Annotated in this window: 28 protein-coding genes and 1 pseudogene; 23 read left to right on the top strand and 6 right to left on the bottom strand. The window is 39.6% G+C overall.

The features are described from left to right. Positions 1–134: 134 nt before the first annotated feature. The 12 genes from sufC (at position 135) to ACVBAX_RS18180 (ending at position 12,146) form a co-directional block, all read left to right on the top strand. Complete coding sequence (sufC, locus tag ACVBAX_RS18235) at positions 135–920, top strand: Fe-S cluster assembly ATPase SufC (RefSeq protein WP_430775049.1); 786 nt, start codon at positions 135–137, stop codon at positions 918–920. A gap of 16 nt (positions 921–936) precedes the next feature. Further along, entirely contained in the window at positions 937–2,247 is a 1,311-nt protein-coding gene (gene sufD / locus ACVBAX_RS18230) for a Fe-S cluster assembly protein SufD (protein WP_430775050.1), read from the top strand. Further along, a complete protein-coding gene (locus ACVBAX_RS18225) occupies positions 2,247–3,476 on the top strand; it encodes a cysteine desulfurase (RefSeq protein ID WP_430775051.1) in 1,230 nt (409 codons plus the stop codon). The genes sufD and ACVBAX_RS18225 overlap by 1 nt, the downstream gene beginning before the upstream one ends. After that, positions 3,466–3,903 carry a Fe-S cluster assembly sulfur transfer protein SufU gene (sufU, locus tag ACVBAX_RS18220; RefSeq protein ID WP_430775052.1) on the top strand — a complete coding sequence of 146 codons (438 nt, stop codon included), beginning with the start codon at positions 3,466–3,468 and terminating at the stop codon, positions 3,901–3,903. The genes ACVBAX_RS18225 and sufU overlap by 11 nt, the downstream gene beginning before the upstream one ends. A 44-nt stretch (positions 3,904–3,947) precedes the next feature. Then, the gene (gene sufB / locus ACVBAX_RS18215) at positions 3,948–5,345 is read left to right on the top strand and encodes a Fe-S cluster assembly protein SufB (RefSeq protein ID WP_119709820.1); all 1,398 of its coding nucleotides are present in this window, start codon (positions 3,948–3,950) and stop codon (positions 5,343–5,345) included. Positions 5,346–5,427: 82 nt separating this feature from the next. After that, positions 5,428–6,270, top strand: a complete 843-nt coding sequence (locus tag ACVBAX_RS18210) for a DUF72 domain-containing protein (protein ID WP_447118272.1) — start codon at positions 5,428–5,430, stop codon at positions 6,268–6,270. Positions 6,271–6,294: 24 nt separating this feature from the next. Continuing rightward, positions 6,295–7,659, top strand: coding sequence for a bifunctional metallophosphatase/5'-nucleotidase (locus tag ACVBAX_RS18205; protein WP_447118271.1), 1,365 nt, complete (start codon positions 6,295–6,297; stop codon positions 7,657–7,659). A 71-nt stretch (positions 7,660–7,730) separates the two neighbouring features. Next, positions 7,731–8,033 carry a YunC family protein gene (locus ACVBAX_RS18200; protein ID WP_430775054.1) on the top strand — a complete coding sequence of 101 codons (303 nt, stop codon included), beginning with the start codon at positions 7,731–7,733 and terminating at the stop codon, positions 8,031–8,033. Positions 8,034–8,262: 229 nt separating this feature from the next. Beyond that, positions 8,263–9,360, top strand: coding sequence for an HD-GYP domain-containing protein (locus ACVBAX_RS18195; RefSeq protein ID WP_447118270.1), 1,098 nt, complete (start codon positions 8,263–8,265; stop codon positions 9,358–9,360). Between the two features lie 88 nt (positions 9,361–9,448). Continuing rightward, on the top strand, positions 9,449–10,189 hold the full coding sequence (gene yunB, locus ACVBAX_RS18190) for a sporulation protein YunB (RefSeq protein WP_430775056.1): 741 nt from the start codon (positions 9,449–9,451) through the stop codon (positions 10,187–10,189). A gap of 332 nt (positions 10,190–10,521) precedes the next feature. After that, positions 10,522–12,039 carry a sodium-dependent transporter gene (locus tag ACVBAX_RS18185; protein WP_447118269.1) on the top strand — a complete coding sequence of 506 codons (1,518 nt, stop codon included), beginning with the start codon at positions 10,522–10,524 and terminating at the stop codon, positions 12,037–12,039. Next, positions 12,039–12,146, top strand: a complete 108-nt coding sequence (locus ACVBAX_RS18180; protein WP_430775058.1) for a methionine/alanine import family NSS transporter small subunit — start codon at positions 12,039–12,041, stop codon at positions 12,144–12,146. Before ACVBAX_RS18185 ends, ACVBAX_RS18180 begins: the two co-directional genes overlap by 1 nt. Positions 12,147–12,190: 44 nt before the next feature. On the opposite strand, the gene ACVBAX_RS18175 is transcribed toward ACVBAX_RS18180, so the two are convergent. Beyond that, a complete protein-coding gene (locus ACVBAX_RS18175; RefSeq protein WP_447118328.1) occupies positions 12,191–13,189 on the bottom strand; it encodes a M23 family metallopeptidase in 999 nt (332 codons plus the stop codon). Between the two features lie 191 nt (positions 13,190–13,380). On the opposite strand from ACVBAX_RS18175, the gene lipA reads away from it, so the two are divergent. Then, positions 13,381–14,298, top strand: coding sequence for a lipoyl synthase (gene lipA, locus ACVBAX_RS18170; protein WP_430775059.1), 918 nt, complete (start codon positions 13,381–13,383; stop codon positions 14,296–14,298). A gap of 42 nt (positions 14,299–14,340) precedes the next feature. Here the strand turns inward: lipA and ACVBAX_RS18165 are convergent, their stop codons facing one another. After that, on the bottom strand, positions 14,341–15,000 hold the full coding sequence (locus ACVBAX_RS18165) for a YhcN/YlaJ family sporulation lipoprotein (protein ID WP_447118268.1): 660 nt from the start codon (positions 14,998–15,000) through the stop codon (positions 14,341–14,343). Positions 15,001–15,109: 109 nt separating this feature from the next. Between ACVBAX_RS18165 and ACVBAX_RS18160 the strand changes: the two genes are divergently transcribed. Then, the gene (locus ACVBAX_RS18160) at positions 15,110–15,409 is read left to right on the top strand and encodes a YutD family protein (protein WP_447118267.1); all 300 of its coding nucleotides are present in this window, start codon (positions 15,110–15,112) and stop codon (positions 15,407–15,409) included. Between the two features lie 10 nt (positions 15,410–15,419). Here the strand turns inward: ACVBAX_RS18160 and ACVBAX_RS18155 are convergent, their stop codons facing one another. Together ACVBAX_RS18155 and ACVBAX_RS18150 are read right to left on the bottom strand one after the other, a co-directional pair. Next, positions 15,420–15,719 (bottom strand): cytosolic protein, encoded by a 300-nt coding sequence (locus ACVBAX_RS18155; protein WP_447118266.1) that lies wholly within the window; start codon positions 15,717–15,719, stop codon positions 15,420–15,422. 54 nt (positions 15,720–15,773) lie between these two features. Continuing rightward, on the bottom strand, positions 15,774–16,040 hold the full coding sequence (locus ACVBAX_RS18150) for a DUF3055 domain-containing protein (protein ID WP_160546256.1): 267 nt from the start codon (positions 16,038–16,040) through the stop codon (positions 15,774–15,776). Between the two features lie 177 nt (positions 16,041–16,217). Between ACVBAX_RS18150 and ACVBAX_RS18145 the strand changes: the two genes are divergently transcribed. From ACVBAX_RS18145 to ACVBAX_RS18135, 3 genes are all read left to right on the top strand, one after another. Beyond that, entirely contained in the window at positions 16,218–17,519 is a 1,302-nt protein-coding gene (locus tag ACVBAX_RS18145; RefSeq protein WP_447118265.1) for an EAL domain-containing protein, read from the top strand. Between the two features lie 37 nt (positions 17,520–17,556). After that, on the top strand, positions 17,557–17,994 hold the full coding sequence (gene hepT, locus ACVBAX_RS18140; protein WP_447118264.1) for a type VII toxin-antitoxin system HepT family RNase toxin: 438 nt from the start codon (positions 17,557–17,559) through the stop codon (positions 17,992–17,994). A gap of 91 nt (positions 17,995–18,085) precedes the next feature. Continuing rightward, positions 18,086–18,850 carry a TIGR01457 family HAD-type hydrolase gene (locus tag ACVBAX_RS18135; protein WP_447118263.1) on the top strand — a complete coding sequence of 255 codons (765 nt, stop codon included), beginning with the start codon at positions 18,086–18,088 and terminating at the stop codon, positions 18,848–18,850. Positions 18,851–18,892: 42 nt separating this feature from the next. Here the strand turns inward: ACVBAX_RS18135 and ACVBAX_RS18130 are convergent, their stop codons facing one another. Continuing rightward, positions 18,893–19,393, bottom strand: coding sequence for a phosphatidylglycerophosphatase A family protein (locus ACVBAX_RS18130; protein ID WP_430775066.1), 501 nt, complete (start codon positions 19,391–19,393; stop codon positions 18,893–18,895). Positions 19,394–19,587: 194 nt separating this feature from the next. On the opposite strand from ACVBAX_RS18130, the gene yutH reads away from it, so the two are divergent. The 4 genes from yutH to thrB all read left to right on the top strand — a co-directional run bounded on the left by yutH (position 19,588) and on the right by thrB (position 24,032). Next, positions 19,588–20,589: a spore coat putative kinase YutH gene (yutH, locus tag ACVBAX_RS18125; RefSeq protein ID WP_447118262.1), complete on the top strand. Its 1,002-nt coding sequence runs from the start codon at positions 19,588–19,590 to the stop codon at positions 20,587–20,589. Between the two features lie 168 nt (positions 20,590–20,757). Beyond that, a complete protein-coding gene (locus ACVBAX_RS18120) occupies positions 20,758–22,050 on the top strand; it encodes a homoserine dehydrogenase (protein WP_447118261.1) in 1,293 nt (430 codons plus the stop codon). Positions 22,051–22,053: 3 nt separating this feature from the next. After that, positions 22,054–23,115: a threonine synthase gene (gene thrC / locus ACVBAX_RS18115; protein WP_447118260.1), complete on the top strand. Its 1,062-nt coding sequence runs from the start codon at positions 22,054–22,056 to the stop codon at positions 23,113–23,115. Next, positions 23,112–24,032 carry a homoserine kinase gene (gene thrB / locus ACVBAX_RS18110; protein WP_447118259.1) on the top strand — a complete coding sequence of 307 codons (921 nt, stop codon included), beginning with the start codon at positions 23,112–23,114 and terminating at the stop codon, positions 24,030–24,032. Before thrC ends, thrB begins: the two co-directional genes overlap by 4 nt. Before the next feature lie 41 nt (positions 24,033–24,073). Here thrB and ACVBAX_RS18105 read toward each other — a convergent pair whose 3' ends face one another. Beyond that, entirely contained in the window at positions 24,074–24,346 is a 273-nt protein-coding gene (locus ACVBAX_RS18105; RefSeq protein ID WP_447118258.1) for a NifU family protein, read from the bottom strand. A gap of 110 nt (positions 24,347–24,456) precedes the next feature. Between ACVBAX_RS18105 and ACVBAX_RS18100 the strand changes: the two genes are divergently transcribed. Next, positions 24,457–24,774: a YuzD family protein gene (locus tag ACVBAX_RS18100; RefSeq protein WP_119709798.1), complete on the top strand. Its 318-nt coding sequence runs from the start codon at positions 24,457–24,459 to the stop codon at positions 24,772–24,774. A gap of 16 nt (positions 24,775–24,790) precedes the next feature. Further along, a pseudogene (recQ, locus tag ACVBAX_RS18095) lies at positions 24,791–26,563 on the top strand (DNA helicase RecQ); the annotation flags it as partial. Positions 26,564–26,567: the final 4 nt, after the last annotated feature.

Here is a 26,567-nt window from a genome sequence, read left to right as displayed (position 1 = left end):
GAGATGAGGTTCATAAGAGTTGATATCACATTTCATTTGTTATAAGATTGTAATGAGAATAAAATGAGAATGAAAATAAAGTTTTTATAGCAAAGAGATAACTAATTTTCTTTCAAATTATGGAGGTAATAGATATGTCAGGGTCAACTTTATCCATTAAGGATTTACATGTGTCAATCGATGAGAAAGAAATTCTAAAAGGGGTAACTCTTGAAATTAAGGGTGGAGAAATCCATGCAATCATGGGACCTAACGGAACAGGTAAATCTACTTTGTCTTCTGCAATTATGGGACATCCTAAATATGAAGTAACTTCTGGTTCCATCTCTCTTGATGGAGAAGATGTACTTGAAATGGAAGTGGATGAGCGTGCACGTGCTGGTCTATTCCTAGCGATGCAATACCCAAGTGAAATTAGTGGGGTAACAAATGCGGACTTCTTGCGTTCAGCTGTTAACAGCCGTCGTGAAGAGGGAGACGAAGTTTCTTTAATGAAATTTATCCGTCAAATGGACAAAAACATGGAGTTTTTAGAAATGGACCCAGATATGGCTCAACGTTACTTAAACGAAGGGTTCTCTGGTGGAGAAAAGAAGCGTAACGAGATTCTGCAATTAATGATGATTCAGCCAAAGATTGCAATCCTTGACGAAATCGACTCTGGATTAGATATCGACGCGTTAAAGGTTGTTTCAAAAGGAATTAACGAAATGCGTAGCTCTGAGTTTGGTTGCTTAATGATCACTCACTATCAACGTTTATTAAACTACATCACACCTGACTTCGTTCACGTAATGATGCAGGGACGTATCGTTAAATCTGGTGGCCCTGAGCTTGCTCAACGTTTAGAAGCTGAAGGATATGATTGGATTAAAAAAGAGCTTGGCATTGAGGACGAAACTGTCGGGCAAGAAGCGTAAGTTAGGGGGACCAGACATGACTACAGAAACCGTATTACCATTCGATAAGGAATATGTGACTTCTTTTTCAAAAGAGATGGGTGAGCCAGCTTGGTTAACAGAACTTCGCGTAAATGCGTTAGCCTCAGCTGATAACCTCTCATTTCCAAGACCTGATAAAACAAATATTACAAAGTGGAACTTTACTCAGTTCGATAAGCATATCGTTAAGAGTGAAGATTATTCTACTCTTGCTGATCTTCCGGAAGAAGTAAAATCATTGATCGGTACAGAAGAAGGCGAGAAAACATTATATATCCAACGTAATAACCGCCCAACAATTCTTTCTGTTTCAGAGGAATTGAAAAATCAAGGCGTGGTATTCGTAGATATCTTTACTGCTGCTCGTGAGCATGGGGATCTTTTACAAAAGTACTTCATGAAAGACGGTGTAAAGGTTGATGAGCACAAGCTTACTGCTCTTCATGCGGCATTAATGAACGGTGGAGTGTTCCTATATGTTCCTAAAAACGTAGAAGTTTCTGCACCAGTTCAAGCGGTATTTATTCATGATGACAAGGAAGCAAATGTGTTCAACCATGTTCTTGTAGTGGCTGAAGATAATAGCTCTGTGACTTATGTTGAAAACTATATTTCAACGATCGAAGAAGCAAGCTCAATTTTTAACATCGTAACGGAAGTAATTACAGGTACAAACGCGACTGTTCAATACGGTGCAGTTGATACATTAGCTAAAGGTGTAACAACGTATGTAAACCGCCGTGGAGTAACAGGACGTGACTCTCGGATTGAATGGGCACTTGGTTTAATGAATGACGGCAACACTATTTCTGATAACGTGACAAACCTTGTTGGAGATGGATCAGTTGGCGACATGAAAATGGTAACTGTTGGACGTGGGGAGCAAACACAAAACTTCACGACAAGTGTTGTTCATTGGGGCAAGCACACGGATGGCCAAATCCTTAAGCATGGTGTAACGAAAGACAGTGCTACTTCTATCTTTAATGGAATTGGAAAAATTGAGTACGGTGCAACTAAGTCAAATGCGGAGCAAGAATCACGCGTATTAATGCTTAGTGAAAAAGCACGTGGGGATGCTAACCCTATTCTTCTTATTGATGAAGATGATGTAACGGCAGGACACGCGGCTTCAGTAGGACGCGTGGATCCACTTCAACTTTACTATCTAATGAGCCGTGGAATTCCTAAAACAGAAGCAGAACGCCTTGTTATTCATGGCTTCTTAGCTCCTGTTGTTAACGAGCTTCCTATCGAAGGTGTGAAAAAGCAACTAGTGGAAGTTATCGAAAGGAAAGTAAGATAATGAATATTCAGGATATTCGCAGTCACTTTCCGATTCTACATCAAGAAGTGAACGGCAAACCATTAGTGTATCTTGATAGCGCAGCGACTTCTCAAAAGCCCATTTCGGTCATCGAATCGTTAGAGAAATATTATAAAGAATATAATTCGAATGTGCACCGAGGTGTTCATACGCTTGGGACAAAAGCAACCGACGCTTATGAAGGGGCACGTGAAAAGGTTAGAAGGTTTATTCATGCAAAATCTACCGAAGAGATAATCTTCACTCGTGGAGCAACTACAGCCTTAAACATGGTCGCCCACAGCTATGGTTCAGATAATCTTCGTGAGGGTGATGAAATTGTGATCACCTTTATGGAGCATCATGCGAATATTATTCCTTGGCAACAAGTAGCCAAAAAAACGGGTGCTACTCTTAAGTACATTCCTCTACAAGAGGACGGAACAATTAGTTTAGACGATGTAAGAGCAACCATTACGTCAAATACCAAAATTGTATCCGTGATGAAGGTTTCAAATGTTTTAGGTGTTATGAATCCGATTAAAGATATTGCCAAGATCGCTCATGAAAATGGTGCGATCATGGTGGTTGACGGTGCCCAAGCTGCTCCACATATGAAGATTGATGTACAAGATCTAGACTGCGACTTCCTAGCTTTTTCTGGCCATAAAATGTGTGGACCAACTGGAATTGGAGTTCTTTATGGGAAGAAACAGCATCTAGAAAAAATGGAGCCGGTTGAGACAGGTGGAGAAATGATCGACTTTGTAGATTTATACGAATCTACTTGGAAAGAGCTTCCTTGGAAGTTTGAGGCAGGTACTCCAATTATTGCGGGTGCTGTTGGACTTGGGGCTGCGATTGATTTCCTTGAGCAAATTGGCTTAGAAAATATAGAAGCTCACGAGCATAAGCTTGCTGCTTATGCGATGGAGAAGTTATCACGAATTGAAGGCATGACGATATATGGCCCGAAAGATCCAGGTCTTCGTGCTGGTGTGGTTACTTTCAATATCGATGATGTTCATCCGCATGATGTGGCAACAGTGCTTGATGCAGAAGGTATTGCCGTACGTGCTGGTCATCATTGTGCACAGCCACTTATGAAATGGCTTAAGGCAACGGCAACGGCTCGTGCCAGCTTTTACCTGTACAACACCGAAGAAGAGATTGATAAGCTTGTGGAAGGGCTTATCAAAACAAAGGAGTATTTTAGCGATGTCTTCTAATCATTTAGATACCCTCTATAGACAGGTAATTATGGATCATTACAAGAACCCTCGTAATAAAGGGGTTTTAGAAAACGATAGCCTAACCATCAACATGAATAATCCAACATGTGGAGACCGGATTCAGCTTACACTTAAGCTTGAGGAAGGTGTCGTGAAGGATGCGAAATTTGAAGGAGAAGGCTGCTCCATCTCTATGTCATCTGCTTCTATGATGACGCAAGCTATCAAAGGGAAAAAGCTTGATGAAGCATTAAAGCTTTCGGAAGTGTTTTCTCAAATGATGCAAGGTAAAGAGTACGACGATAGCTTAGACTTAGGTGATATAGAAGCGTTACAAGGTGTGTCCAAATTTCCAGCGCGAATCAAATGTGCGACTTTAGCTTGGAAGGCAATGGAAAAAGGCATGAAAGAAGAACAAGAATAAGGGGAAGCATAAACGCATGCTCCTACGAATGGAGGAACACGACAATGGCTAAAAAAGCGCCTGAAATCGGTGATTATAAATATGGTTTTGCCGATAAAGATGTGTCTATCTTCCGCTCGAAGCGTGGATTAACACGTGAAATCGTGGAAGAAATCTCAAAAATGAAGCAAGAGCCACAATGGATGCTTGATTTCCGTTTGAAATCACTAGAGCATTTTTACAATATGCCAATGCCACAATGGGGTGGAGATTTAGCGGCATTAAATTTTGATGAAATTACGTACTACGTAAAACCTTCAGAAAAGACAGAACGTTCTTGGGATGAAGTTCCTGAAGAAATTAAACAAACATTTGATAAGCTTGGTATTCCAGAAGCTGAACAAAAGTACTTAGCTGGAGTATCTGCTCAGTACGAATCTGAGGTTGTTTATCACAACATGCAGGAAGACCTTGAAAACTTAGGAATTGTGTTTAAGGACACTGATTCTGCCCTTCGTGAAAATGAAGACATCTTCCGTGAGCATTGGGCAAAAGTGATTCCTCCAACGGATAACAAATTTGCTGCATTAAACTCGGCTGTATGGTCAGGTGGATCTTTCATCTATGTACCAAAAGGTGTAAAAGTAGAAACTCCACTTCAAGCATATTTCCGGATCAACTCTGAAAACATGGGTCAGTTCGAGCGTACCCTTATCATTGTTGATGAAGGCGCACATGTACATTATGTAGAAGGTTGTACAGCACCTGTTTATACAACAAACTCCCTTCATAGTGCAGTTGTTGAAATCATTATCAAAAAAGATGCTTACTGCCGTTATACAACGATTCAAAACTGGGCAAACAACGTGTTTAACCTCGTTACAAAGCGTGCGGTTTGTGAAGCAAATGCAACAATGGAATGGATTGACGGAAACATCGGTTCTAAGTTGACAATGAAATACCCAGCGGTAATCCTTAAGGGTGAAGGTGCTCGTGGAATGACCTTATCTATCGCACTAGCTGGTAAAGGTCAACACCAAGACGCTGGAGCGAAGATGATTCACTTAGCTCCAAATACGTCTTCTACAATTGTTTCAAAGTCGATTTCGAAGCAAGGCGGAAAAGTAACGTACCGTGGAATCGTTCACTTTGGACGTAAAGCAGACGGAGCACGTGCGAATATCGAGTGTGACACACTAATCATGGATAACCAGTCTACTTCAGATACGATTCCTTACAACGAAATCCTAAACGATAACATCTCATTAGAGCATGAAGCGAAGGTTTCAAAGGTTTCTGAGGAGCAATTGTTCTATCTAATGAGCCGTGGTATTTCTGAAGAAGAAGCAACAGAAATGATCGTAATGGGCTTTATTGAACCATTTACGAAAGAACTTCCGATGGAATATGCAGTTGAAATGAACCGTCTAATCAAGTTCGAGATGGAAGGTTCTATCGGTTAAGAAATAAAGGAAACGTTCACCCTAGAAGGTGAACGTTTTTTCATACATATGATATGATGATGACAATAGTTGGAGGGGTGTAATGATTTATATCGGAGTGACTGGTTGGGGTGACCAGGATCGCTTGTATGGTCCACATACCTCACCTAGAAATAAGTTAAAAGAGTATGCTGGTTTTTTTCCAACTGTCGAAGTTGATTCCTCCTTTTATGCTATACAGCCTACTAAAAATGCGCAAAGATGGACCGAGGATACCCCGTCTTCCTTTCGTTTTATTGTAAAGGCATATCAAGGGATGACAGGACATTCGAGAGGAGAGATTCCTTTTGAAAGCAAAGAGCAAATGTTTCAAGGGTTTAAGGATTCTCTTACACCTTATATAGAAAGCAATAAGTTAGCTATGGTCTTGTTTCAGTTTCCGCCTTGGTTTGATTGTAAAAGGGAGCATGTTGAATACTTGCGTTGGTGCAAAAAACAGATGGGGAATATCCCATGTGCTCTCGAATTTCGTCATCAATCGTGGTTTCGTCCCTCCTTTTATGAACGAACCATTCAATTTATGAAGGAGGAAAAGTGGATTCATAGCATTTGCGATGAACCGCAATCCGGAGAGGGTTCTGTTCCTACTGTGCTCGAATCACTAGGGGAAGAGAAGCTTCTAATTCGTTTCCATGGAAGAAACGTGCATGGTTGGCAAAAACGTACAGAAAACTGGCGGGAAGTCAGATACTTATATCGGTATAATCAGAATGAATTGCGACAATGGGTAGAGCATATAAAAAAACTAGAAAAAGAAACGAAACATCTATACATTGTTTTTAATAATAATTCTGGTGGAGATGCCGCTGATAACGCGCTTGAGCTGATTGATCTACTCGGAATCGAGTATGAAAACTTAGCTCCTCGCCAGCTTGATTTGTTTTAGCATTTTTGTAAGGGGAGAGACAGTATGACCTTAGAAGATATTCATATTTATCACACGAACGACTTACATAGCCATTTCGAGCACTGGACAAGAATCAGCTCTTTCTTACAGAGAAGAAGAGACCTTCACCAAAGTGCAAACGAAGACGTTCTTCTATTTGACATAGGTGATCATATGGACCGGTGGCATCCACTTACAGATGCTACACGGGGAAAGCGGAACACCCTGTTATTAAATGAAGTGGGATACACGGCCGTAACGATTGGAAATAATGAAGGAATTACTCTCTCCTTCGAAGATTTAGACACTCTATATCAAAAGAGAACATTTGATGTGATTGTAGCCAATTTTTTTACAGCTAAAGGTACTCGTCCTAAGTGGGTAGAGCCATATCATATTTATGAGCTGAAAAATAAAGCACGCGTGGCTGTTATCGGTTTGACCGCCTACTTCTCCCATTTTTATGGACAGCTGGGCTGGGAACTATCCGAACCGATGGAAGAACTACAGCGACAGCTAGCCCTAGTAAAAAAAGAGGCAGACATCATCATTCTTCTCTCTCATTTAGGCATAAATGAAGATGAAGCTATTGCTGAACAATTTCCTGAAATTGATGTGATTTTAGGGGCGCATACCCATCATGTGTTTCATGAAGGAAAAGAAATAAATGATGTCATTCTAGGTGCTGCAGGAAAGTACGGAATGTTTGTTGGCCATATTACACTTACGATTGATAGCAAGACACTTCGCGTGATGAAAAAGCGAGCAATTGCTTATGATTCAAATAAACTTCCCTTTGTAGATAACGAAAAGGAAGAGGAGAATCGGCTGTATGAGGAAGGAAAGGCTTTGCTATTTACCGAAGTTGCTAGAATAAAAGAGCCTTACCGATCCAGGGAAGTGCTAGCACGCCTTCTTTGTGAAACTCTTCGCAGCTGGTGTAACGTCGATAGTGCCTTTTTAAATGAAGGGTTAATACTGCATGATTTACCAAGTGAAATGGTTACGGAATACGATTTATTAACAATTTGTCCACATCCCATAAATCCCACGGTGGTCGAGCTCTCAGGTGCTGAATATCAAGAAGTCATTCGACTTGCGTTAGATGAGAAGTGGAAAAATATGGTAATTAAAGGGTTTGGATTTCGTGGTACTTTCATGGGGAAAATGATCTTTGAGGGTGTCGAGGTGAAGCATGAGAATAATGGACTCTCTTTTTATATTAATGGTAAGAAAATGGAAAGAGAAACACGTTATCAATTAGCCATTCCAGACATGTTTACTTTTGGTCAGCTGTTCCCTGAGATTAGAAGAGCGGAGCATAAAGTATTCTTTTTCCCAGAATTTATGCGTGATTTATTACGCTGGAAGCTTCAAAACTTGCAATAGCTAGGCAAATGAAACTCACATTTTTTCTTCCTATTTCATAAATTGATAAGGAAGAAAGGAGAGTGTAGCAAGTGATTGAGCTTTCACCTATTGAAATCAATGGACACACTTTTTTAAGTGTATCAGTAAAACTCCCAAAAACAAATTTGCTCGTTGTGAGCAATGATAAAGGATACATCATGTGTGGTGCTCTTGATGTGGCACTTCTCAATGACAAGCTTAAGGATAGAAAAGTAATTGCCGGTAGAGCCGTTGGCGTTAAAACCATTGAGCAGCTTTTGGAGGCACCTTTAGAATCTGTAACGTTTGAAGCAGAAAATTTAGGGATTACAAAGGGTATGCTTGGAAAAGATGCCATGTTAAAAATGATTTAAAAAGGCGCAGGGTATGCGCTTTTTTTAGTTTTAATTGGAAATAATGGTAATAGGAAATTAGTTTGTTCTAATTGATAAGCAAATATAGTCAATTGACCTATTTATTTTTTAAATTAGGTACTAAAGTATGTTGATATTTAGTCGATAATAGAGTTATCTTAGTAGATAAAGTAGGAATTTGTCAGGACTTGTTGAATAATGTCAGTCTGACTAATACAGGAGAACTATAATGAGACTAGTAGCTACCGCTAATGTAGAATCTGGAACTATACTTGGAAAAACAGTTAGAAGTGATAAAGGTCAGATTTTACTAAGCGAGGGAGTAGAGTTAAATGATAAAATGCTTAATCGCTTACAACTGCTGGGCATCACCTACATATATATAAAAGATTCTGTAACAGAAGGGATCGAGTATATCGAGGTACTTCCCGATTCGATTCGCAGACAGGCTGTCCAAACGATTGAAACCACTTTCCATGAGCTTCAAATGGATAGCAAAATTAATTCTACATTTGTTATTGAAAAAGCGTCAAAAAGATTTAAAGATCTGATTCGACAGCTTTTATTTGAGTTGAAAAATAATAAAAATTTGTTAACCATGTTAGCTGATGTCTATACATATGATAACTATATCTTCACACATTCCTTACATGTGACTATGTATTCTCTAGCGATTGGAATGAAGTTAAAGTTAACTCCAAAAGAACTTGAAATACTTGGGATGGGAGCCATACTTCACGATGTAGGGAAAATGAAAGTACCATGTGAAATTCTTCAGAAACCAGGAAAATTAACAGATCAAGAATACGATGAGATTAAAAAGCATCCTGAAGAAGGATTTCAAATGCTTCGTAATGTTCCAGCGATGTCCCTTATTGTTGCTCATTGTGCGTATCAGCATCATGAACGGCTAAATGGGACTGGATATCCACGAGGCATCGAAGGCGAAGATATTCACCAGCTTGCGAAGATTATTGCGGTAGCTGATGTGTTTGATGCGGTTACCTCAAATCGAGTGTATCGTGATGCTATGCTACCCCATCATGGTCTAGAAATTTTGTTTGCAGGGTCAGGAACCCTTTTTGATCCAAAAATAATAGAGGCATTTCGTAAAGGGGTAGCCATTTACCCTGTAGGAATTACGGTGATACTTGATGATGGTCGTAAAGGAGTTGTATCCAAACAAAACATGGGAGTCAGCGACCGGCCGGTTGTAAGGATCATTGAAGAAGATGGTAAAAGCATTGACCCATACGAACTTGACCTAAGCAAAAGCTTATCAACAATGATTGTTGAATGTGATACAACCTTTCCTAAAAAAGCGTAACTAGTCTATCAAAGTTAAAAAAATTCATATTTTTGCGCTAGTTCCCTCCTTTACAGCATACATATAGCTTGTAAAGGGGGGATTTGTCTTGCGTAAATTTCGCGGTCGTCTGCCGCGGAGAGGTCCATTGCCGTTCAGATATGTTTTTTTACTTACCTTCGTGTTTTTTATTTTTTCAACAGCAGCTGGTCTTTGGATTATAAATGAGGGGCTAAAGCCTACACTTGTTAGCTATGCAAACTCACAAACTCGAAAAATTGCTTCACTCGTCATAAATAATGCAGTAAGTAAAAAAATAACAAATGTTATGGATATAAAATTCGAAGAGACCGGTGATGGCGATGTGGTGTTCCTAAACGCAGAACATCTAAACCGTGTGAAAGCAGAAGTAACTGAGTTGGTACAAGACAATATTAAAAAGGCAGAAAAAGGAGATCTCTCAGAGCTTGAATCTTTCACCGATATTGAAATCAATACGGATAAAAAGGAAAACGGTATCGTTTATTATGTTCCATTAGGTCAGGCTACCAATAATGCCCTATTAGGTAACTTAGGACCAAAAATACCAATAAAATTTAACTCAATCGGTTCTGTTACCTCCACCTTTAAGACAATAAAAGAAGAATTGGGAATTAATAATACTTGGGTGGAAATACATGTTCAAGTAGAAGTAAAGGTACAGATCATCATACCGTTTGCTACGGAAATTATTACCGTTAAAGAGGATGTGCCGGTTGCGACTGGTTTGATCAAAGGTGAGGTCCCACAGTTTTATAACGGGGGCGGCGGTGATTCTGGTGCATCAATTGAGTTGCCAATGGACAATTAATCAGTTAGTGAAAAAGTCAGAGGAAATCTGTGTTCTTCTGACTTTTTTTCTATAGAAAAGTTGAAGAAAGGGGTGGCTGAAATGGAGAGAGGAGGGAGAAAAGTATGTGAGAATAATATTCTGAAATGTTAGTTTTTTCACAATTTTCGCATCTTCTACTATATTAACGTGTTAAACAAAATTATTATTCTAAAAATAAAGTTTTGACAGATGGACAAAAACTAGCTATACTAATTTTAGATTAAATCAAATAATCAGAAAATATAAAAAGTTCCAATTATTTTCTAAAATAAGGAAAAAAGTTTGGGACTCAGTAGGAGGTCATTTTTACTATGGATAATCGTCCACAATGGGGGACTCGTGCAGGTTTTATCATGGCAGCAGTTGGATCAGCTGTAGGACTAGGAAATATCTGGCGTTTTCCCGCAGTAGCTTATGAAAATGGAGGAGGGGCATTCTTTTTACCGTACTTATTCGCTATCTTAACTGCTGGTATTCCGCTTCTCGTTCTAGAGTTTACATTAGGTCATAAATATCGCGGATCAGCTCCATTAACATTCGCTCGTCTAAACAAGAAATCTGAATGGCTTGGCTGGTGGCAAGTTGCGATTTCATTTGTTATCTCAACATATTATGCTGTTATTATCGCTTGGGCAATGTCATTTGCTTACTTCTCTTTCGGAGAAAAATGGGGCAAGGACCCAGGAGCATTCCTATTTGGTGACTATTTAAAGCTTGCTGAAGCACCAGGTCAGGTTGGAAGCATCGTTCCTAGTGTTTTTATTCCATTAGTACTAGTTTGGGTCATTGCACTAGGTGTTCTTTTCAAAGGTGTTAAAAAGGGTATTGAAGCAGCAAACAAGATCTTTATTCCGGCACTTGTTATTTTATTCCTTGTAATCGTCGTTCGCGCTGTAACATTAGATGGAGCTGCTCAAGGTTTGGATGCATTCTTCAAGCCAAACTGGAGCTTAATTGCAGAACCTAAGGTTTGGGTTGCTGCATACGGTCAGATTTTCTTCAGCTTATCGATTGGTTTTGCGATTATGGTTACGTATTCTAGTTATTTACCAAAGAAGACAGACTTAACAAATAATGCTTTTATCACAGCTTTTGCTAACTCTGGTTTTGAATTATTAGCAGGTATTGGTGTATTTGCTGCCTTAGGTTTTATGGCTCAGCAGCAAGGTGTCGCTGTTAGTGAAGTAGTTGCAGGTGGAGTAGGGTTAGCTTTCGTAGTTTTCCCGCAAATCATTAGTGAATTCCCTGCGTTTAACGGTTTATTAGGATCAATTTTCTTCTTATGTTTGGTATTAGCTGGTTTAACTTCACTAATTTCAATCATTGAAACGTATGTAGCTGGTATTCAAGACAAATTTAAAGTATCACGTAACAAGGCAGTAGCCATTGGTGGAGGAATCTCGGCGGTCATTTCGATTCTATTTGCTACTCAAGGTGGATTATACTTCCTTGATGCTGCAGACTATTTCATCAACCAGTTTGGTATCGTTGTGGCTGGATTTGTCGAAGTAGTGTTAGTAGCGTGGGTACTACGTGAAATAAAAGATCTTCAACAGCATGCTGATAGCATGTCAGATATACTATTAGGTGCATGGTGGAAAATCTGCTTAGGAGTTATTACACCAGTTGTTTTAGGATATATGATGATTCAAAACTTCATCAATAACTTAAAAGACAATTACGAAGGATATCCAACAAGCTTCCTATTATATACAGGTTGGGGAGTAGCATTAGCTGCCATTGTTGTTGGATTTGTATTCGCTGCTTTCAAGTGGCAAAAAGGTGCATTAGATTTACCTTCAACTGAAAGCAAGGGGGTTTCAAAATAATGTCAACGAGTGCGATTGTTATGATGGTTGTTGGTATGGTTATTCTTTGGGGTGGATTTGCAGCAAGTGTGGCAAATGCTTATTCTAAAGGCAAAAAAGCTAATTAATTAGAAAGAGGACTAACGGTTTGATGAATCCGTTAGTCCTCTTTTTATTTTCGTCGAGCACGTTCTTGGCGTTCCCAAAGTTTTAAATGTGGAAACGGATCATAGCTCCATTCGGTATATCCATTGTCACGATACATTCCATAATGAAGATGTGGAGGGAATTTCCCTGATGTTCCAGGAGGTCCATAACCTGAACTTCCTACACCGCCTATGACCATTCCAGGTTCAACGATTTGTCCTACCTTTAAATCCTTACTAAAGCCGCTTAAATGGGCAAAATAATGATAGTTATTGTTAATATCACGTATCCCGATTCGCCAGCCACCAAAACGGTTCCAGCCTTTCATCTCGACAATGCCATATGATGTTGCACGAACAGGAACACCATAGTGGGCAAAAATATCTGTTCCTTCATGCATGCGTCGTCCACCCCAGCCACGAGCGTCTCCCCATGTGTTTCGATAGCTATAATCGGATCTAAGTGGTACTGGAAAGGCGTGACTATCAAGATCCAGTCGACCATATTTTTTATAAACTTCGGACTTGCCGATAATAATCCCTACAGTTTTGTCTCGTTTATAATAATCCCAAAGACCAATCTTTATATTATCATGGTCGGTTCCATAAGATAGGATGAAGTTGGCAAAAGCAAAGAGAACATCTTCGTCGTCTTTCAAACTAGCCTTGCCATCCCCATTCCCATCAATTCCAAAACCGTTAAAGTACTTAATGGATATCGGATTTTCATCTTCAAGATTTGGGTTCAGCGGGCCAACCCATACCTCTGGTTTGTAGTAAATGCCAGTTAGACCTTCCGCTTTCGGCAAATCACGTCGAGATTGCCTAAGACTTCTTTCATATTGGTCAACAGCGGCCATATAGTACCAAGGAATATTGGTAGCTGCTTCAACTTCTTTATATAGCTCGAGTCGTTTGGCATAAATGGTTTGTTGATCGGTTTGGGCATGTGCATATCGATCAGAAGGTAATAAAGCAATAATAACAAGAAAAATAAAGATTCCTTTTAGCAGTTTCCGCACAATGATCCTCCTTCAAAAGAATTAACATGCTTTAGTTTGTCTTAAATCATTTAAAACAATATATATCAATTACTGGTAATAGTAAGTCTCTTGCTTGTCGTATAATCTTCATTATGTTAAAGTGATTCAGGAGTAGTCTGAAATAGCTACATAGTGTGAAAAAAACACTTATCATATAAGGATGGTGTGGGAAGTTGAGCAAAAAACAAGAACATTTACGTAAACCCGAGTGGTTGAAAATTAAATTAAACACGAACGAAAATTATACAGGCTTGAAGAAGATGATGAGAGAGAAAAAGCTTCATACCGTATGTGAAGAAGCAAAGTGCCCTAATATTCATGAATGTTGGGCCGTTAGACGTACCGCTACCTTTATGATCCTAGGAGATATTTGTACTCGTGCATGCCGTTTCTGTGCAGTAAAAACGGGTCTTCCAACAGAGCTTGATCTCCAAGAACCAGAACGTGTGGCTGATTCTGTTGTGTTAATGAATCTAAAGCATGTGGTTGTTACGGCTGTAGCGCGTGATGACTTAAAAGACGGTGGTGCAGCAGTATTTGCTGAAACCGTTCGTGCAATCCGTAGAAAGAGTCCATTTACAAGTATTGAAGTACTGCCATCAGATATGGGTGGAGTCGAAGAGAACCTTCGTATGCTAATGGATGCGCGTCCAGATATCCTGAATCATAATATTGAAACGGTGAAACGTTTATCAGATCGTGTGAGAGCACGTGCAAAATACGACCGTTCACTTGAGTTCTTAAGAAGAGCAAAAGAAATGCAACCCGATATACCTACAAAGTCTTCCATTATGATCGGTCTTGGTGAAACGAAGGAAGACCTAATTGAAGCTATGGATGATTTACGAGCAAATAACGTAGATATTTTAACAATTGGTCAGTACTTACAGCCATCTAAAAAACACTTACCAGTAGAAAAATACTACCGCCCAGAGGAATTTTCTGAACTGAAGGAAATTGCCCTAAGCAAAGGCTTTAGCCACTGTGAAGCTGGACCGCTTGTACGTTCCTCTTACCATGCAGATGAGCAGGTAAATGCAGCAGCTAAGCATAAACAATTATTAGGTGAAAAAGAAGCGAAGGAAGCATAATAAGAAAAAAGAGGCATTACGAAGTTCGTAAGCCTCTTTTTCTTATTGGTTCATTTTTGCCTTCATCTGTTGGCTTATATCATCTTTGTCCATTTTTTCATTAAGCTCTCCTTGAGCTTCACCATTCGCATTTTCACCTGTGCTCATGTTCTTCCCTTGAGGAGAGGCTAGCATTTGCTTAATGAGCTGATTGATTCCAGTTTCCGTATTTGCACTGTTCGGACCGAGATTGGCAAAATTCTCTACATTTGGCCGAAGAGCTTCATTATCACTAACATATACATGGTACCATCTAGGTACAACGGACATCGCCATACGCTTGACTTGGTCAGCTGTTAAATTGCGATCACTTGAATCGGTATGGTACACTATGAGAACTTCCTCATCTGTTACCAATGTGGAGATATCGTCTACATTAGGAACATCTGTGCAATACTCACCGATAATATCGGCCACTTTTTCACGATCAATGGCAGCATAGTGATTTTGTGACTGTGTACGAGCCATTTCGTCCTTTTTATGCCTTACATAGCCAAAATCTTTAGAGTCATTCTTATCTCGATTGTATATGTCACCAGTTGGGTCATTAACGCTTAGAGCATTGCTTCGGTCGTTCTGAAAATCATCACGACCTAAATTATTTTGACAAGCAGTAAGTGTTGTCATCGCACAAATTCCAAGGATTATCATTGATTTTTTCAAGATTTACACCCCCTCTTTTATAGAATGACCACGAGAATTCTTTTTTCCTCTTAGTAATTCATGGAGAATCAGTTATAATTTAAAATAGATGAGTTAGTGAGGTGGACAAATGATCTGTATCGGGAATATATGTTACGAAGTAGTAGAAGAACGATCAAATGGATTCAATGAAGATGCCTTTAAGGCTCGTTACAGCGATATATTAACGAAATATGACTATATCGTGGGTGATTGGGGTTACGGTCAGCTCCGTCTACGAGGGTTCTTTGAGGATAGTAATCATAAAGCAACATTTGACACGAAAATCAGTACATTAACAGAATATCTGTATGAATACTGTAACTTTGGATGTCCCTACTTTGTAGCTAAGCGTGTAAAAAATAACAATGCAATAAAAAATGACGTGTAGCGGATACACGTCATTTTTCGTCCATGAATGGATGATTGTTATAAGGAGCCTGAGTATCCCTTGTTGGATCATCGTGCGTTGGATGTGCTCCGTCCATTTGTCTAGGGAGCCCCTCATGAAGCGTTTTATTTTCGTAACTAAATGCACTATAAGAACGCTGTTCCGTTGCCCCTGCAAGTTCTTGTTTGCCTTGTAGAGGCTCGTCCGCCTTATAAGGAGAGCCATATGGACCTTCAGGTGTTTGTTGAGGAGGAATATAACTTCTTCCCACCTCTACATTTGAAAAATCTGTATACTTCTCATCACTCATGGTCTTTCCCCCTCTTTCAATAGTATGTGAGAGGATTAGGAAAGAATTCAGAACTTATACTAATTCCATTAAAAAGGAGCGTAATTCTTCCGCATCTTCCTCAGAAAGCTGAAAAGCATACTCTAAATATCCTTCTTCTTTTAAATCATCTGGACCAATAATTGCAAATCGACTACCTTGAATATCTAGAACGATATGTTTGCCATAATATCTATCTGATTGAATAATGGCTAAGTCAAATCGAGTGTTTTCACCCATAAAACTTATAAAGCGTGTTTTTGTGTTCACTAATTCATCGTATAGAAAGAAACGATCTCCCATCCTAGTCACCCCTTTTGTCTCAATGTAATGCCTACTATCATCTTAACAGAACAAACAAGCCCATACTAGATGCTTGCTTTGAAGAGAAATATAGAATAGGAAACGCCTCCGTTTTTCCTGATTTATGTTACAATGGAAATAGTTTTCACTGCGAACTTCTGAGAGGAATGAGACGAAATGGCATGGACCACGAAGTCATTAAACAACTTATTACAGTGGAGAAAGGTAGTCTGGCCTCTAAGGTCCATTCGAATGTATCCTCCACAATTCGTCGTAAGAGATCCGATTATTCAAGGGGTACAAAAAGCCTTTAATCAAGGCCATGAAGTGGCTGTTATTGTTTTTAACATATCTAATATGAAAGATATTTATGAGCATTTAAGTGAGATACAATATATAGATTTTATTAAAAAAATGAAAATGAATTTTCAACAGGTCATTCAAGAGCAAATTGAGGATGATGATCTGCTTTTATTGCACGATTACAACAGTGATGGAATCACATTATTTATTAAGGTAGATCATGAACAGCACTGTATATCTGAAATCGATCAGGTAATGAAGAAAGTCTTACGGGAAACAGAAACTAGACTAGGTAGCCAATTTCTAAGTTTATTCATTCAGTTTGAATCAGGTTATATGTTTGTCGAAAAGAAGCAATACTCCATTCAGGAAGCGATATTAAAGGCAGGACAGCAAGCGTTGGCGATGGCAGAAAAGCGTGTGCAAACGGAGTTCAATGAGCTTCTTTATAGTCTGAGCAGAATTGTCGCTCAAAAGAATATTATGCTTCTCGCCCAACCAATCTTTGATGTAGCGACAAAGGAAATTCGTGCCTGGGAAATGCTAACAAGAGGACCAAAGGGAACAGAATATGAAAATCCATTACATCTATTTTCGGTTGCGCGGCAAACAGGAATGTTATATGACTTAGAGTTAATTGTTCTAGAAAAAGCACTTCAACAAATTAATGAAACAGGCTGTACACATGATATTTTCATTAACTTTACCCCGATTACGGTGGGAAATCAAAAGTTCATTCGTGATCTAAAGAAGCTGATTGGGAAATATAAAAATATCTCTCCGACTCAAATTACGATTGAAATTACAGAGAGGGATTCCATCGATGGTATGGAATACTTTATTTATAATATCAACCTTCTAAGAAATCTTGGGTTCCGTATAGCTGTGGATGATACAGGTGCAGGGTATGCGTCATTAAACACGATTAGTGAAATTATGCCTGATATTATTAAAATTGACCGTTCCGTCATTCAGGATATTGACAAAAACTCTCTAAAAGAATCTATGCTTAAAGGACTTCTTCTTGTTGCCCGTGAGGCCGGATCCCTCGTGGTCGCTGAAGGAATTGAAAGTGAAGAGGAAGCCTCTGTATTATTCAGAAATCGTGTCGATTTAGCACAAGGATACTTATTTGCTAGGCCCGCTTCGTTAATACATGGACTAGCTTCTGTATAAACAAAAACCGTGCTATTAGAAAAGGAGCTGACACTACGTGTACTTTGTGGATAGAGAATTAATTGAGGAAAGACTACTGTATTTAGAAAAGCAAATACAGCAGTTTGAAGGAAAGAATGAGTGGAGTACGGCTCTAGAACAGGCTGCACTTGAGCGCCTTACACAAATGATGATTGAATCGATCCTTGATGTTGGCAACGCAATGATCGATGGCTTTATCATGCGTGATCCGGGTAGTTATGAGGATATTATCGATATTCTTGAGGATGAAAAGGTCATTTCGATTGATATGAGCCAGGACTTGAAAGTGATGGTTCAATATCGCAAAACCCTTGTTCAGGATTATACGAGGATTGATCATGAAGATGTGAAGAATACTTTTTCACGGATCCTTCCATCGATTAAACAGGTGTCTGAATCGGTTAGACAGTACTTAACGAACGAACTCGGTCCAGTCACCGCATTTAAAAACTAAGTAAAGCCTCTGTTGCCTGAGGCTTTGCTTAGTTTTTTCTCCGTTTTGTGCAGAATAATGATAATAAAATAATAGTACAGGAGCTAAAAAGATGAAAAAGTATAAAGGATACTTAATCGACCTTGACGGGACGATGTATAGAGGAACGGAGTTAATTCAAGAAGCAGCCGATTTTGTAAAGCAGTTAAAGGAACAAAACATCCCGTATTTATTTGTAACCAACAATTCCTCAAGAACTCCTAGTCAGGTTGCAACAAAATTACGTGATTTCGGCATACCAACGACCGATGATCAAGTATTTACAACTAGCATGGCAACAGCAAACTATATTGCTAAGCAAAAACAAGATGCAACCGTGTATTGTATAGGGGAAGAGGGACTTAAAACCGCATTAGCTGAGAAAGGATTTCAGCAAGCTGAGACAGATGTTGACTTTGTCGTATGTGGAATTGACCGCGACATTACATATGAAAAGCTTGCTACTGCGTGTTTAGCGGTTCGATCGGGGGCAACCTTTATTTCAACGAATGCAGATATTGCGATTCCAACAGAGCGTGGATTGTTGCCTGGAAACGGATCACTTACTTCGGTGATCGCTGTTTCAACCACAACAAAACCAATTTTTATTGGTAAGCCAGAGGCCATCATTATGGAGCAAGCGCTTGAGGTACTAGGAACAAGAAAAGAAGACACCATCATGGTAGGAGACTATTATGACACGGATATTATGGCTGGAATGAACGCAGGTCTAGACACATTATTAGTTCACACAGGAGTAACGACGAAGGAGCTTCTACAAGGCTACGAAAAGCAACCAACTTATGTCCTCGATTCGTTGGATCAGTGGGAAGTATAAGGGAAGGAAAGGGATGAACAATCGAGTTCATCCCTTCTTTTATTATTCCGTATGCTGTGCACGATGCGCTAATCTGCTAGAAGCAGCAGCGGCAACCGCACCAACAATGTCATCTAAGAAGGTGTGGCATTTTCCTGAAGACTTGTCATTAAGGTCTTTTAGTATCCCAGGTTTTAACTTATCAATATATCCGTAGTTTGTAAAACCGATGGAACCGTACACATTGACGATGGAGAAAGCAAGAACCTCGTCAACTCCATAAAGACCTTCATCCACCTCAATAATGGATTGCAACGGCTCTTCCATCAATTTTTTTTCAGCCATAATGTCTAACTGAATTCCGGTTAAAATGGCATTTTGTACTTCTCTTTTCGAAAGCACTCGCTCCACATTTTCAATGCAGTCTTTCATCTGTAAATCAGGATGGTACTTTTCCTGTAGAAAATAGACAAGGTCAGCAATGTCTTGAACTTCCACGCCTCGCTCGTGTAGCCATTTACGTGCTGTTTCTTCTGATAGACTCATCTTCTTCTCTTCAGCCATTCGCTTCACCTTTTCTCTCTCATTTTCACTATATATATAACTATATCATTAAAATTATGCACGGAACCAATTTTGGGTGCACGGTCTACCTTTGAAGCATTTGTCACTTTCCAATCCCTTATGCAACAAAACACAAGTTTTCTTTGCCATGAACATATACATAAGTAGTAAAACAAACAAAAGTGGGTGGATGTATGCTTCGAGAAATTTTAAATGAACATTTTCGACTTCAATTAGAAGAGCCTCTTTCGGTAGGGCGTTATGAGTCAGGAAGAATAAAAAATCAAATGTATATGCTCGTACCTGTAAGTTCACTGCCTGAGGAAGATCTATCTGAGCTCATGCAGCTGTCTTCACATGTCTTGAATCAGGGGGATCGGAACACTTGTCAGTTTCTACAAAAAGAATCAGGAGAATCGGTCATTGAGAGTCAGCAGGGGAAGTATGTGGTTCTTGTTTGTCACATGTCTACAAATAGAAATCAGCAACATATTGGTCGAAAATTGTCTAAATTCCATTACAGGGGGAGAACAATTAATTTCCAAACAAACAAAATCAACCGAATCGGAAAATGGAAGCAGTACTGGGAACAACGGCTTGATCAAATGGAACGAGTGTGGAATGATATGCTTTATAAGCAGCCAGACCATGAATTTGAACGATTGTTTTTAGAAGCATTTCCTTATTATATGGGGCTTGCCGAAAATGCTATTCAATACTTAGTTGATACGGAGCTAGATGATGATCCACAAGCGGTTGACAGTGGAACGATCTGTCATGTTCGATTTACAAAACATACATGGGGAAACCAAATTTATATGAAAAATCCATTTGATTGGGTGTTTGACCATTGTAGTCGGGATTTAGCTGAATGGACAAGAGATCGGTATTTTACCAATATTAAGCTATACGAGCCAGAGGTAAGTCAGTTCTTTCAGGATTATCAAACAGTGATGCCTCTATCCTCTTTCTCCTGGAGACTGTTGTACGCTAGATTGTTATTCCCCCTTCATTTCTTTGATCATGTCGAGGGTTACTATATCACCAGCTCCGAGCAGGAGAAAAATAGTCTACAGGATCGGTTCATTAAAAGTCTCGATCAAACAAAGGAACATGAAGAATTTTTATCTTCCTTTTATCAACTGGCAGAGGTACCGGTCCGCAGGTTGAAGATACCGAAGTTAGATTGGCTATAATATAGAAAAAATATATTTCTCGAAATAATCAAATAATACAAGGGATAAAGCGTTTTCAAATAAATTCGCTCAATAATTAACCCTTGTAATATTGAGTCCCTCCATCTATAATGTCTACTATACACAAACAACTGTTCATTCCAGAAATACACACAGGAGGGGAAAAGGATGAAAGCTATCTCAATTGGATTATTAGGTTTAGGCACGGTCGGTACGGGTGTAGTGAAAATTATTGAAAATCATCAAGATAAACTCATGCACCAAGTTGGCTGTCCTGTTCAAATAAAAAAAGTATTAGTCAAAGATATCGACAAACAAAGAGATGTAAGTTTAAATAGAGAAATGTTAACAACAAATCCTGATGATATACTACAAGATTCGGAAATCGATGTGGTTATTGAAGTAATGGGTGGTGTTGAGGAAACGAGGCAACATCTTCTATCAGCTCTAAATAATAAAAAACATGTGGTGACAGCAAACAAGGATTTAATGGCTCTCTATGGTTCCCAGCTACTCACTGCAGCTTCTGATAATGGCTGTGACTTGTTTTATGAGGCAAGTGTAGCAGGTGGAATTCCTATTTTAAGAGGTCTAGTAGATGGTTTAGCCTCTGATCGTATTACGAAGATGATGGGAATTGTAAACGGAACAACCAACTTCATTTTAACGAAAATGGCACAGGACGGAAGTGCGTATGAAGAGGTATTAAAAGAAGCGCAAGATCTTGGTTTTGCTGAAAGCGATCCAACAGCTGATGTAGAAGGGCTTGATGCGGCAAGAAAGATGGCCATCCTTTCAACACTTGGCTTTTCAATGAAAATTGATTTAGATGATGTAAAAGTAAAAGGAATTACCGATATTACTGAAGAAGACTTAGAATATGGAAAGCAGCTTGGATATACAATGAAGCTGATCGGTATCGCGGATCTTGACGATGATAAAGTGGAGGTAAGTGTTCAGCCAACATTCTTAGTAGATTCGCATCCGTTAGCATCTGTTCATAATGAATACAATGCTGTATACGTATACGGGGAAGCGGTAGGAGAAACGATGTTTTACGGACCGGGAGCTGGAAGCCTTCCAACAGCAACAGCTATTGTTTCAGATCTAGTTGGAGTGATGAAAAACATGCGTCTTGGTGTAAATGGTACAAGCGCAGTAACTCCACAATATCCGAAAAAGCTGAAAGAAGCTTATGAAATCAGGTCGAAGTATTTCTTGCGTTTATTAGTGAAAGATGAAGTAGGTGTATTTGCAAACATCACTTCTATTTTCTCAGAGCATCATGTTAGTTTTGAAAAAATTCTTCAGCTTCCAGTGAAGGAAAAAGGCTTAGCAGAAATTGTGTTAGTCACACACCATGCTTCTTTACAGGATTACGAGGATATTTTAGTAAAATTAAGAGACCTAGAAACAACAAAGCAAATCAAGAGCTCGTATCGAGTGGAAGGGAGCAAGTAAAACATGAGGTGGCAAGGGTTAATCCAAGAATATAAAGAGTTTCTTCCTGTAAGTGAGAACACTCCGAAATTAACATTAAACGAAGGAAATACTCCATTAATTTATCTTGAGAATCTTTCAAAAGAGTGGGGAGTAGAACTTTACGTTAAGACAGAGGGAACAAATCCAACGGGTTCTTTTAAAGACCGTGGGATGGTTATGGCAGTTGCTAAGGCGAAGGAAGAAGGCAGCGATACAGTTATCTGTGCTTCTACAGGAAATACGTCTGCAGCAGCTGCAGCATACGCTGCAAGAGCTGGCATGCGTTGTATCGTTGTCATTCCTGAAGGTAAGATTGCAATGGGTAAGTTAGCACAAGCAATCATGTACGGAGCAGAGATTATCTCTATCGAAGGAAACTTTGACCAAGCTTTAGCAATGGTACGTAAAATCAGTGAAACGGAGCCTGTTACATTAGTTAACTCGGTGAATCCATACCGACTTGAAGGGCAAAAGACTGCTGCATTTGAAGTGTGCGACCAGTTAGGTGGAGCTCCGGATATTTTAGCGATTCCTGTTGGAAATGCGGGAAATATCAGTGCGTACTGGAAAGGCTTTAAGGAATACCATGAGGCCAAAGGAACGGCCCTACCAAAGATGCATGGTTTTGAAGCAGAAGGGGCAGCAGCAATCGTTCATAACCGCGTGTTTGAAAACCCTGAAACCATTGCAACTGCGATTCGTATCGGAAATCCAGCAAGCTGGCATTTAGCTTCTGCTGCTGTTGAAGAATCAGCAGGGAAAATTGATGAAGTAAGCGATGAAGAAATTCTGGCTGCTTATCAAAAGCTTGCCTCTACAGAAGGGGTATTTGCTGAGCCTGCATCATGTGCGTCTATTGCTGGTGTATATAAGCAATTGCAAAATGGAACAATCGCCAAGGGAAGTAAAATTGTTGCAATACTAACTGGAAATGGATTAAAGGATCCTAATACAGCAATCGAATGCAGCCCAATTAAGCCAGTGTTGCTACCAAATGATGAACAAGCTGTTGCTAACCACATTCGAGGGGTTGTTCATCAATGAGTGAAGAAGCTGTACTTATCATCGATGTACCAGCAAGTACGGCCAATTTAGGACCTGGCTTTGATTCTGTCGGGTTAGCCTTAAATCTTTATTTATCACTTGAAGTAGAAAAAGCAGAGAAATGGAAAGTTGAAATGCTTTCAGAGGAGCTTGAGGTATTTCCGAAGGATGAAACAAACTTTATTGTTTCTACCGCCATTGAAATTGCTAAGACATATGGAAAGAGTTTAACTCCATGTTTGATTAAAATGAAAAGTGATATTCCATTAGCTAGAGGTTTGGGTTCAAGTGCTGCAGCGATTGTTGCAGCGATTGAACTCGCTGACCACGTAGGCGAACTAGGACTTTCAGATGAGGAAAAAATGAAGATTGCTTCTGTCATGGAGGGGCATCCAGATAATGCAGGTGCAGCTCTTTACGGTGGTTTGATTGTAGGAACGCAGATCGGGGAAGAGGTTGATTTTTTAACCTATTCAGATCTTGCTTTTGATATTGTCATGGTCGTACCAAAAGAAGAGTTGCTGACAAAAGCCTCTCGAGGCGTCTTGCCTTCAGAGCTTTCATATGCAACAGCAGTACGTGCTAGTTCTGTGTCTAACGTGCTAGTGGCCGCTCTTTTACAAGGGAATTTACCATTGGCAGGTAAAATGATGAGCAAGGACTTGTTTCATCAGCCTTATCGCAAATCAATAGTGCCTGAACTCGAGCAAGTTGAAGACTTAGCGCTTCAATACGGTGCCTTTGGAGTTGCACTAAGTGGTGCTGGTCCAAGTGTCATCTGCTTTGTAGAAAAGGGGCTTGGGCAAGAGGTAATCGGTCGTATGGAGCCCTATTTGCCTCATGTCTCGTTCTACTCTTTGCAAATTGACAAAGACGGAAGTCGTGTGCAAAAAAAGGTCAAGAGACTAGAAAAATAAGAAAAAGCGATTTCGAAGGAAATCGCTTTTTTCTTCAATCATTAAAATACTTGTTCTACTTCCACTACGCCTGGAACTTCCTCTAATAGAGCACGCTCAATTCCAGCTTTTAGAGTAATTGTTGAGCTTGGGCAGCTACCGCATGCGCCTAACAAACGAAGCTTAACAATGCCATCCTCAACGTCTACTAATTCACAGTCCCCACCATCACGAAGAAGGAATGGACGTAATTTATTTAGTACCTCTTGAACTTGTTCAAACATTTCTTGCTCTGCCATATAAATCGCTCCCTTCATACCCCTTATTATAATCATTTTAATTAAAAAAATCTATTGGTAATACTCAAATCCAAAAATCGTCAAACTAGTTGTTCTGTTCCTTTTATCATGTAAAATAGACATAGTGAGTAAAAGGGGGAAGGAACATGATTGAGCTTGTAGTATACGGGGCAGAAGTACTTTGCCCAAGCTGTGTGAATTTACCATCATCTAAAGAAACCTACGAGTGGTTGGAAGCGGCAATTGGAAGAAAATACCCAAACCAACCATTTCAAATAACTTATGTAGATATATACCAACCACCAAACGATGAAAAAAAGCAAGCCTTTGCTGAACGTGTCATTGAGGAAGATATGTTTTATCCGGTTGTTGTCCTAGAAGATGAAGTGGTAGGGGAAGGGAACCCGAAGCTAAAAACAATCTATGCGGCAATGGAGAGGCACGGGTATAAGGCAAGCGAATAGAGAGGAGACTTGAGTTTTGATTGATCAAGCAGTGCATTTACTCCAATCATATTTTGGATATTCCAGCTTTCGAAAGGGTCAAGAACAAATTATTCAAACGGTGCTTAACGGGAATGATGGAATTTGTATTATGCCAACAGGTGGAGGAAAATCACTTTGTTATCAGATACCAGCCCTACTGTTTGAAGGAACAACGATCGTTATTTCCCCTTTGATATCTTTAATGAAGGATCAAGTAGACACGCTTCTACAGGCAGGCGTGTCTGCGACCTACATTAACAGTTCATTGACGAACAAAGAGATCCAAGAAAGGCTGACTGGAGCGAAGGAAGGAAAATATAAACTTTTGTATCTTGCCCCAGAACGGCTGGAATCAAGTGAATTCCTCTTAAGTCTACAAATGATACGGATTCCGTTTATCGCGATTGATGAGGCACACTGTATCTCACAATGGGGGCACGATTTTCGACCGAGTTATTTACAAATTCAAAAGTTCATTCGCAGCTTACAAGAAAGACCGGTCGTTTTAGCATTAACGGCGACTGCGACACCACAAGTAAGAGAAGACATATGCAAAACCTTACACATAAACGATGCCAACAGTGTGATTACAGGATTTGAGCGTGAGAATCTAACTTTTTCGGTTGTCAAAGGTCAAGATCGAAATGCCTTTATAAAGAGCTATGTAAAGAAAAACAAAAAAGAAAGTGGTATTATCTATGCTGCCACGAGAAAAATGGTCGATCAGCTATATGAGCGACTAAAGAAAGAAAAAATTTCAGTCACACGTTATCATGCGGGGATGAGTGATGAGGAACGGAATTCAGAACAGGAATTATTTTTAAAAGATGAAAGTAGTGTGATGATTGCTACCTCCGCTTTTGGGATGGGGATCGATAAGTCGAATATTCGATATGTGCTTCACTATCAGCTTCCGAAAAATATGGAAAGCTATTATCAAGAAGCCGGACGTGCAGGTAGAGATGGTCTTAAAAGTGAATGTGTCGTTTTATATTCTCCTCAAGATGTTCAAATTCAGCGGTTTTTAATTGATCAATCTGCTGATCGCAGCCGCATGAGTCAGGAGCTCGAAAAGCTTCAATCAATGATCGACTATTGCCATACAGAAGAATGCCTGCACTCACATATATTAGAGTACTTTGGTGAAGAAGAGGCAACTGATTGTGGAAGATGTGGAAACTGTAAAGATACGAGAACGAGCGTGGATGTTACAAAGGAAGCGCAAATGATTTTATCGTGTATCATTCGTATGGGGCAGAAATACGGAAAAAATCTAGTAGCTCAAGTACTAACTGGTTCAAAAAATAAAAAGGTCTATGACTTTCGTTTTGACCAGTTGAGCACATACGGAATATTAAAGACAAAAAGTGCGAAAGAGGTTAGTGAGGAGATTGAGTTTCTCATTACTCGAGAACTGATTGGTGTGGAGCATGGATCTTATCCAACGATATATGTCACTCCTGCTGGAAGAGAAGTGTTAGTTGGGAATGAGAAAGTACTCAGAAAGGAAGCCGTAAAGACGAGTACCATTACGGAGGTGGACAACCCTTTATTCGAAGAGCTTCGTGCCAAAAGAAGAAGCTTGGCTGAGAAAGAAAAAGTTCCACCGTTTGTCGTTTTCTCGGATGCTACTTTGAAGGACATGTGTGCAAAAATGCCTCAAACACCGGAAGAGTTTTTAAACGTTAACGGTGTGGGTCAAAATAAGCTGAACAAGTATGGAGAAGTGTTTATAGAAGTGATTCGTAGCTTTTCTAGTAAAGTACCTGCTC

It is taken from the genome of Robertmurraya sp. GLU-23 (assembly GCF_052983275.1).
This window is presented reverse-complemented; position numbering and strand designations above follow the sequence as displayed.

Excerpts from the sequence above, each read along its gene's own strand:
- ACVBAX_RS18205 (WP_447118271.1), top strand. The coding sequence starts at position 6,295 with ATGACCTTAGAAGATATTCATATTTATCACACGAACGACTTACATAGC.
- sufB (WP_119709820.1), top strand. The coding sequence starts at position 3,948 with ATGGCTAAAAAAGCGCCTGAAATCGGTGATTATAAATATGGTTTTGCC.
- thrC (WP_447118260.1), top strand. The coding sequence starts at position 22,054 with ATGAGGTGGCAAGGGTTAATCCAAGAATATAAAGAGTTTCTTCCTGTA.
- ACVBAX_RS18150 (WP_160546256.1), bottom strand. The coding sequence starts at position 16,040 with ATGGGAGATCGTTTCTTTCTATACGATGAATTAGTGAACACAAAAACA.
- ACVBAX_RS18100 (WP_119709798.1), top strand. The coding sequence starts at position 24,457 with ATGATTGAGCTTGTAGTATACGGGGCAGAAGTACTTTGCCCAAGCTGT.
- ACVBAX_RS18130 (WP_430775066.1), bottom strand. The coding sequence starts at position 19,393 with ATGGCTGAAGAGAAGAAGATGAGTCTATCAGAAGAAACAGCACGTAAA.
- sufU (WP_430775052.1), top strand. The coding sequence starts at position 3,466 with ATGTCTTCTAATCATTTAGATACCCTCTATAGACAGGTAATTATGGAT.
- ACVBAX_RS18145 (WP_447118265.1), top strand. The coding sequence starts at position 16,218 with ATGGCATGGACCACGAAGTCATTAAACAACTTATTACAGTGGAGAAAG.
- ACVBAX_RS18185 (WP_447118269.1), top strand. The coding sequence starts at position 10,522 with ATGGATAATCGTCCACAATGGGGGACTCGTGCAGGTTTTATCATGGCA.
- ACVBAX_RS18135 (WP_447118263.1), top strand. The coding sequence starts at position 18,086 with ATGAAAAAGTATAAAGGATACTTAATCGACCTTGACGGGACGATGTAT.
- ACVBAX_RS18105 (WP_447118258.1), bottom strand. The coding sequence starts at position 24,346 with ATGATTATAATAAGGGGTATGAAGGGAGCGATTTATATGGCAGAGCAA.
- ACVBAX_RS18160 (WP_447118267.1), top strand. The coding sequence starts at position 15,110 with ATGATCTGTATCGGGAATATATGTTACGAAGTAGTAGAAGAACGATCA.
- ACVBAX_RS18195 (WP_447118270.1), top strand. The coding sequence starts at position 8,263 with ATGAGACTAGTAGCTACCGCTAATGTAGAATCTGGAACTATACTTGGA.
- ACVBAX_RS18210 (WP_447118272.1), top strand. The coding sequence starts at position 5,428 with ATGATTTATATCGGAGTGACTGGTTGGGGTGACCAGGATCGCTTGTAT.
- ACVBAX_RS18225 (WP_430775051.1), top strand. The coding sequence starts at position 2,247 with ATGAATATTCAGGATATTCGCAGTCACTTTCCGATTCTACATCAAGAA.
- ACVBAX_RS18180 (WP_430775058.1), top strand. The coding sequence starts at position 12,039 with ATGTCAACGAGTGCGATTGTTATGATGGTTGTTGGTATGGTTATTCTT.
- ACVBAX_RS18120 (WP_447118261.1), top strand. The coding sequence starts at position 20,758 with ATGAAAGCTATCTCAATTGGATTATTAGGTTTAGGCACGGTCGGTACG.
- sufD (WP_430775050.1), top strand. The coding sequence starts at position 937 with ATGACTACAGAAACCGTATTACCATTCGATAAGGAATATGTGACTTCT.
- thrB (WP_447118259.1), top strand. The coding sequence starts at position 23,112 with ATGAGTGAAGAAGCTGTACTTATCATCGATGTACCAGCAAGTACGGCC.
- sufC (WP_430775049.1), top strand. The coding sequence starts at position 135 with ATGTCAGGGTCAACTTTATCCATTAAGGATTTACATGTGTCAATCGAT.
- yutH (WP_447118262.1), top strand. The coding sequence starts at position 19,588 with ATGCTTCGAGAAATTTTAAATGAACATTTTCGACTTCAATTAGAAGAG.
- ACVBAX_RS18155 (WP_447118266.1), bottom strand. The coding sequence starts at position 15,719 with ATGAGTGATGAGAAGTATACAGATTTTTCAAATGTAGAGGTGGGAAGA.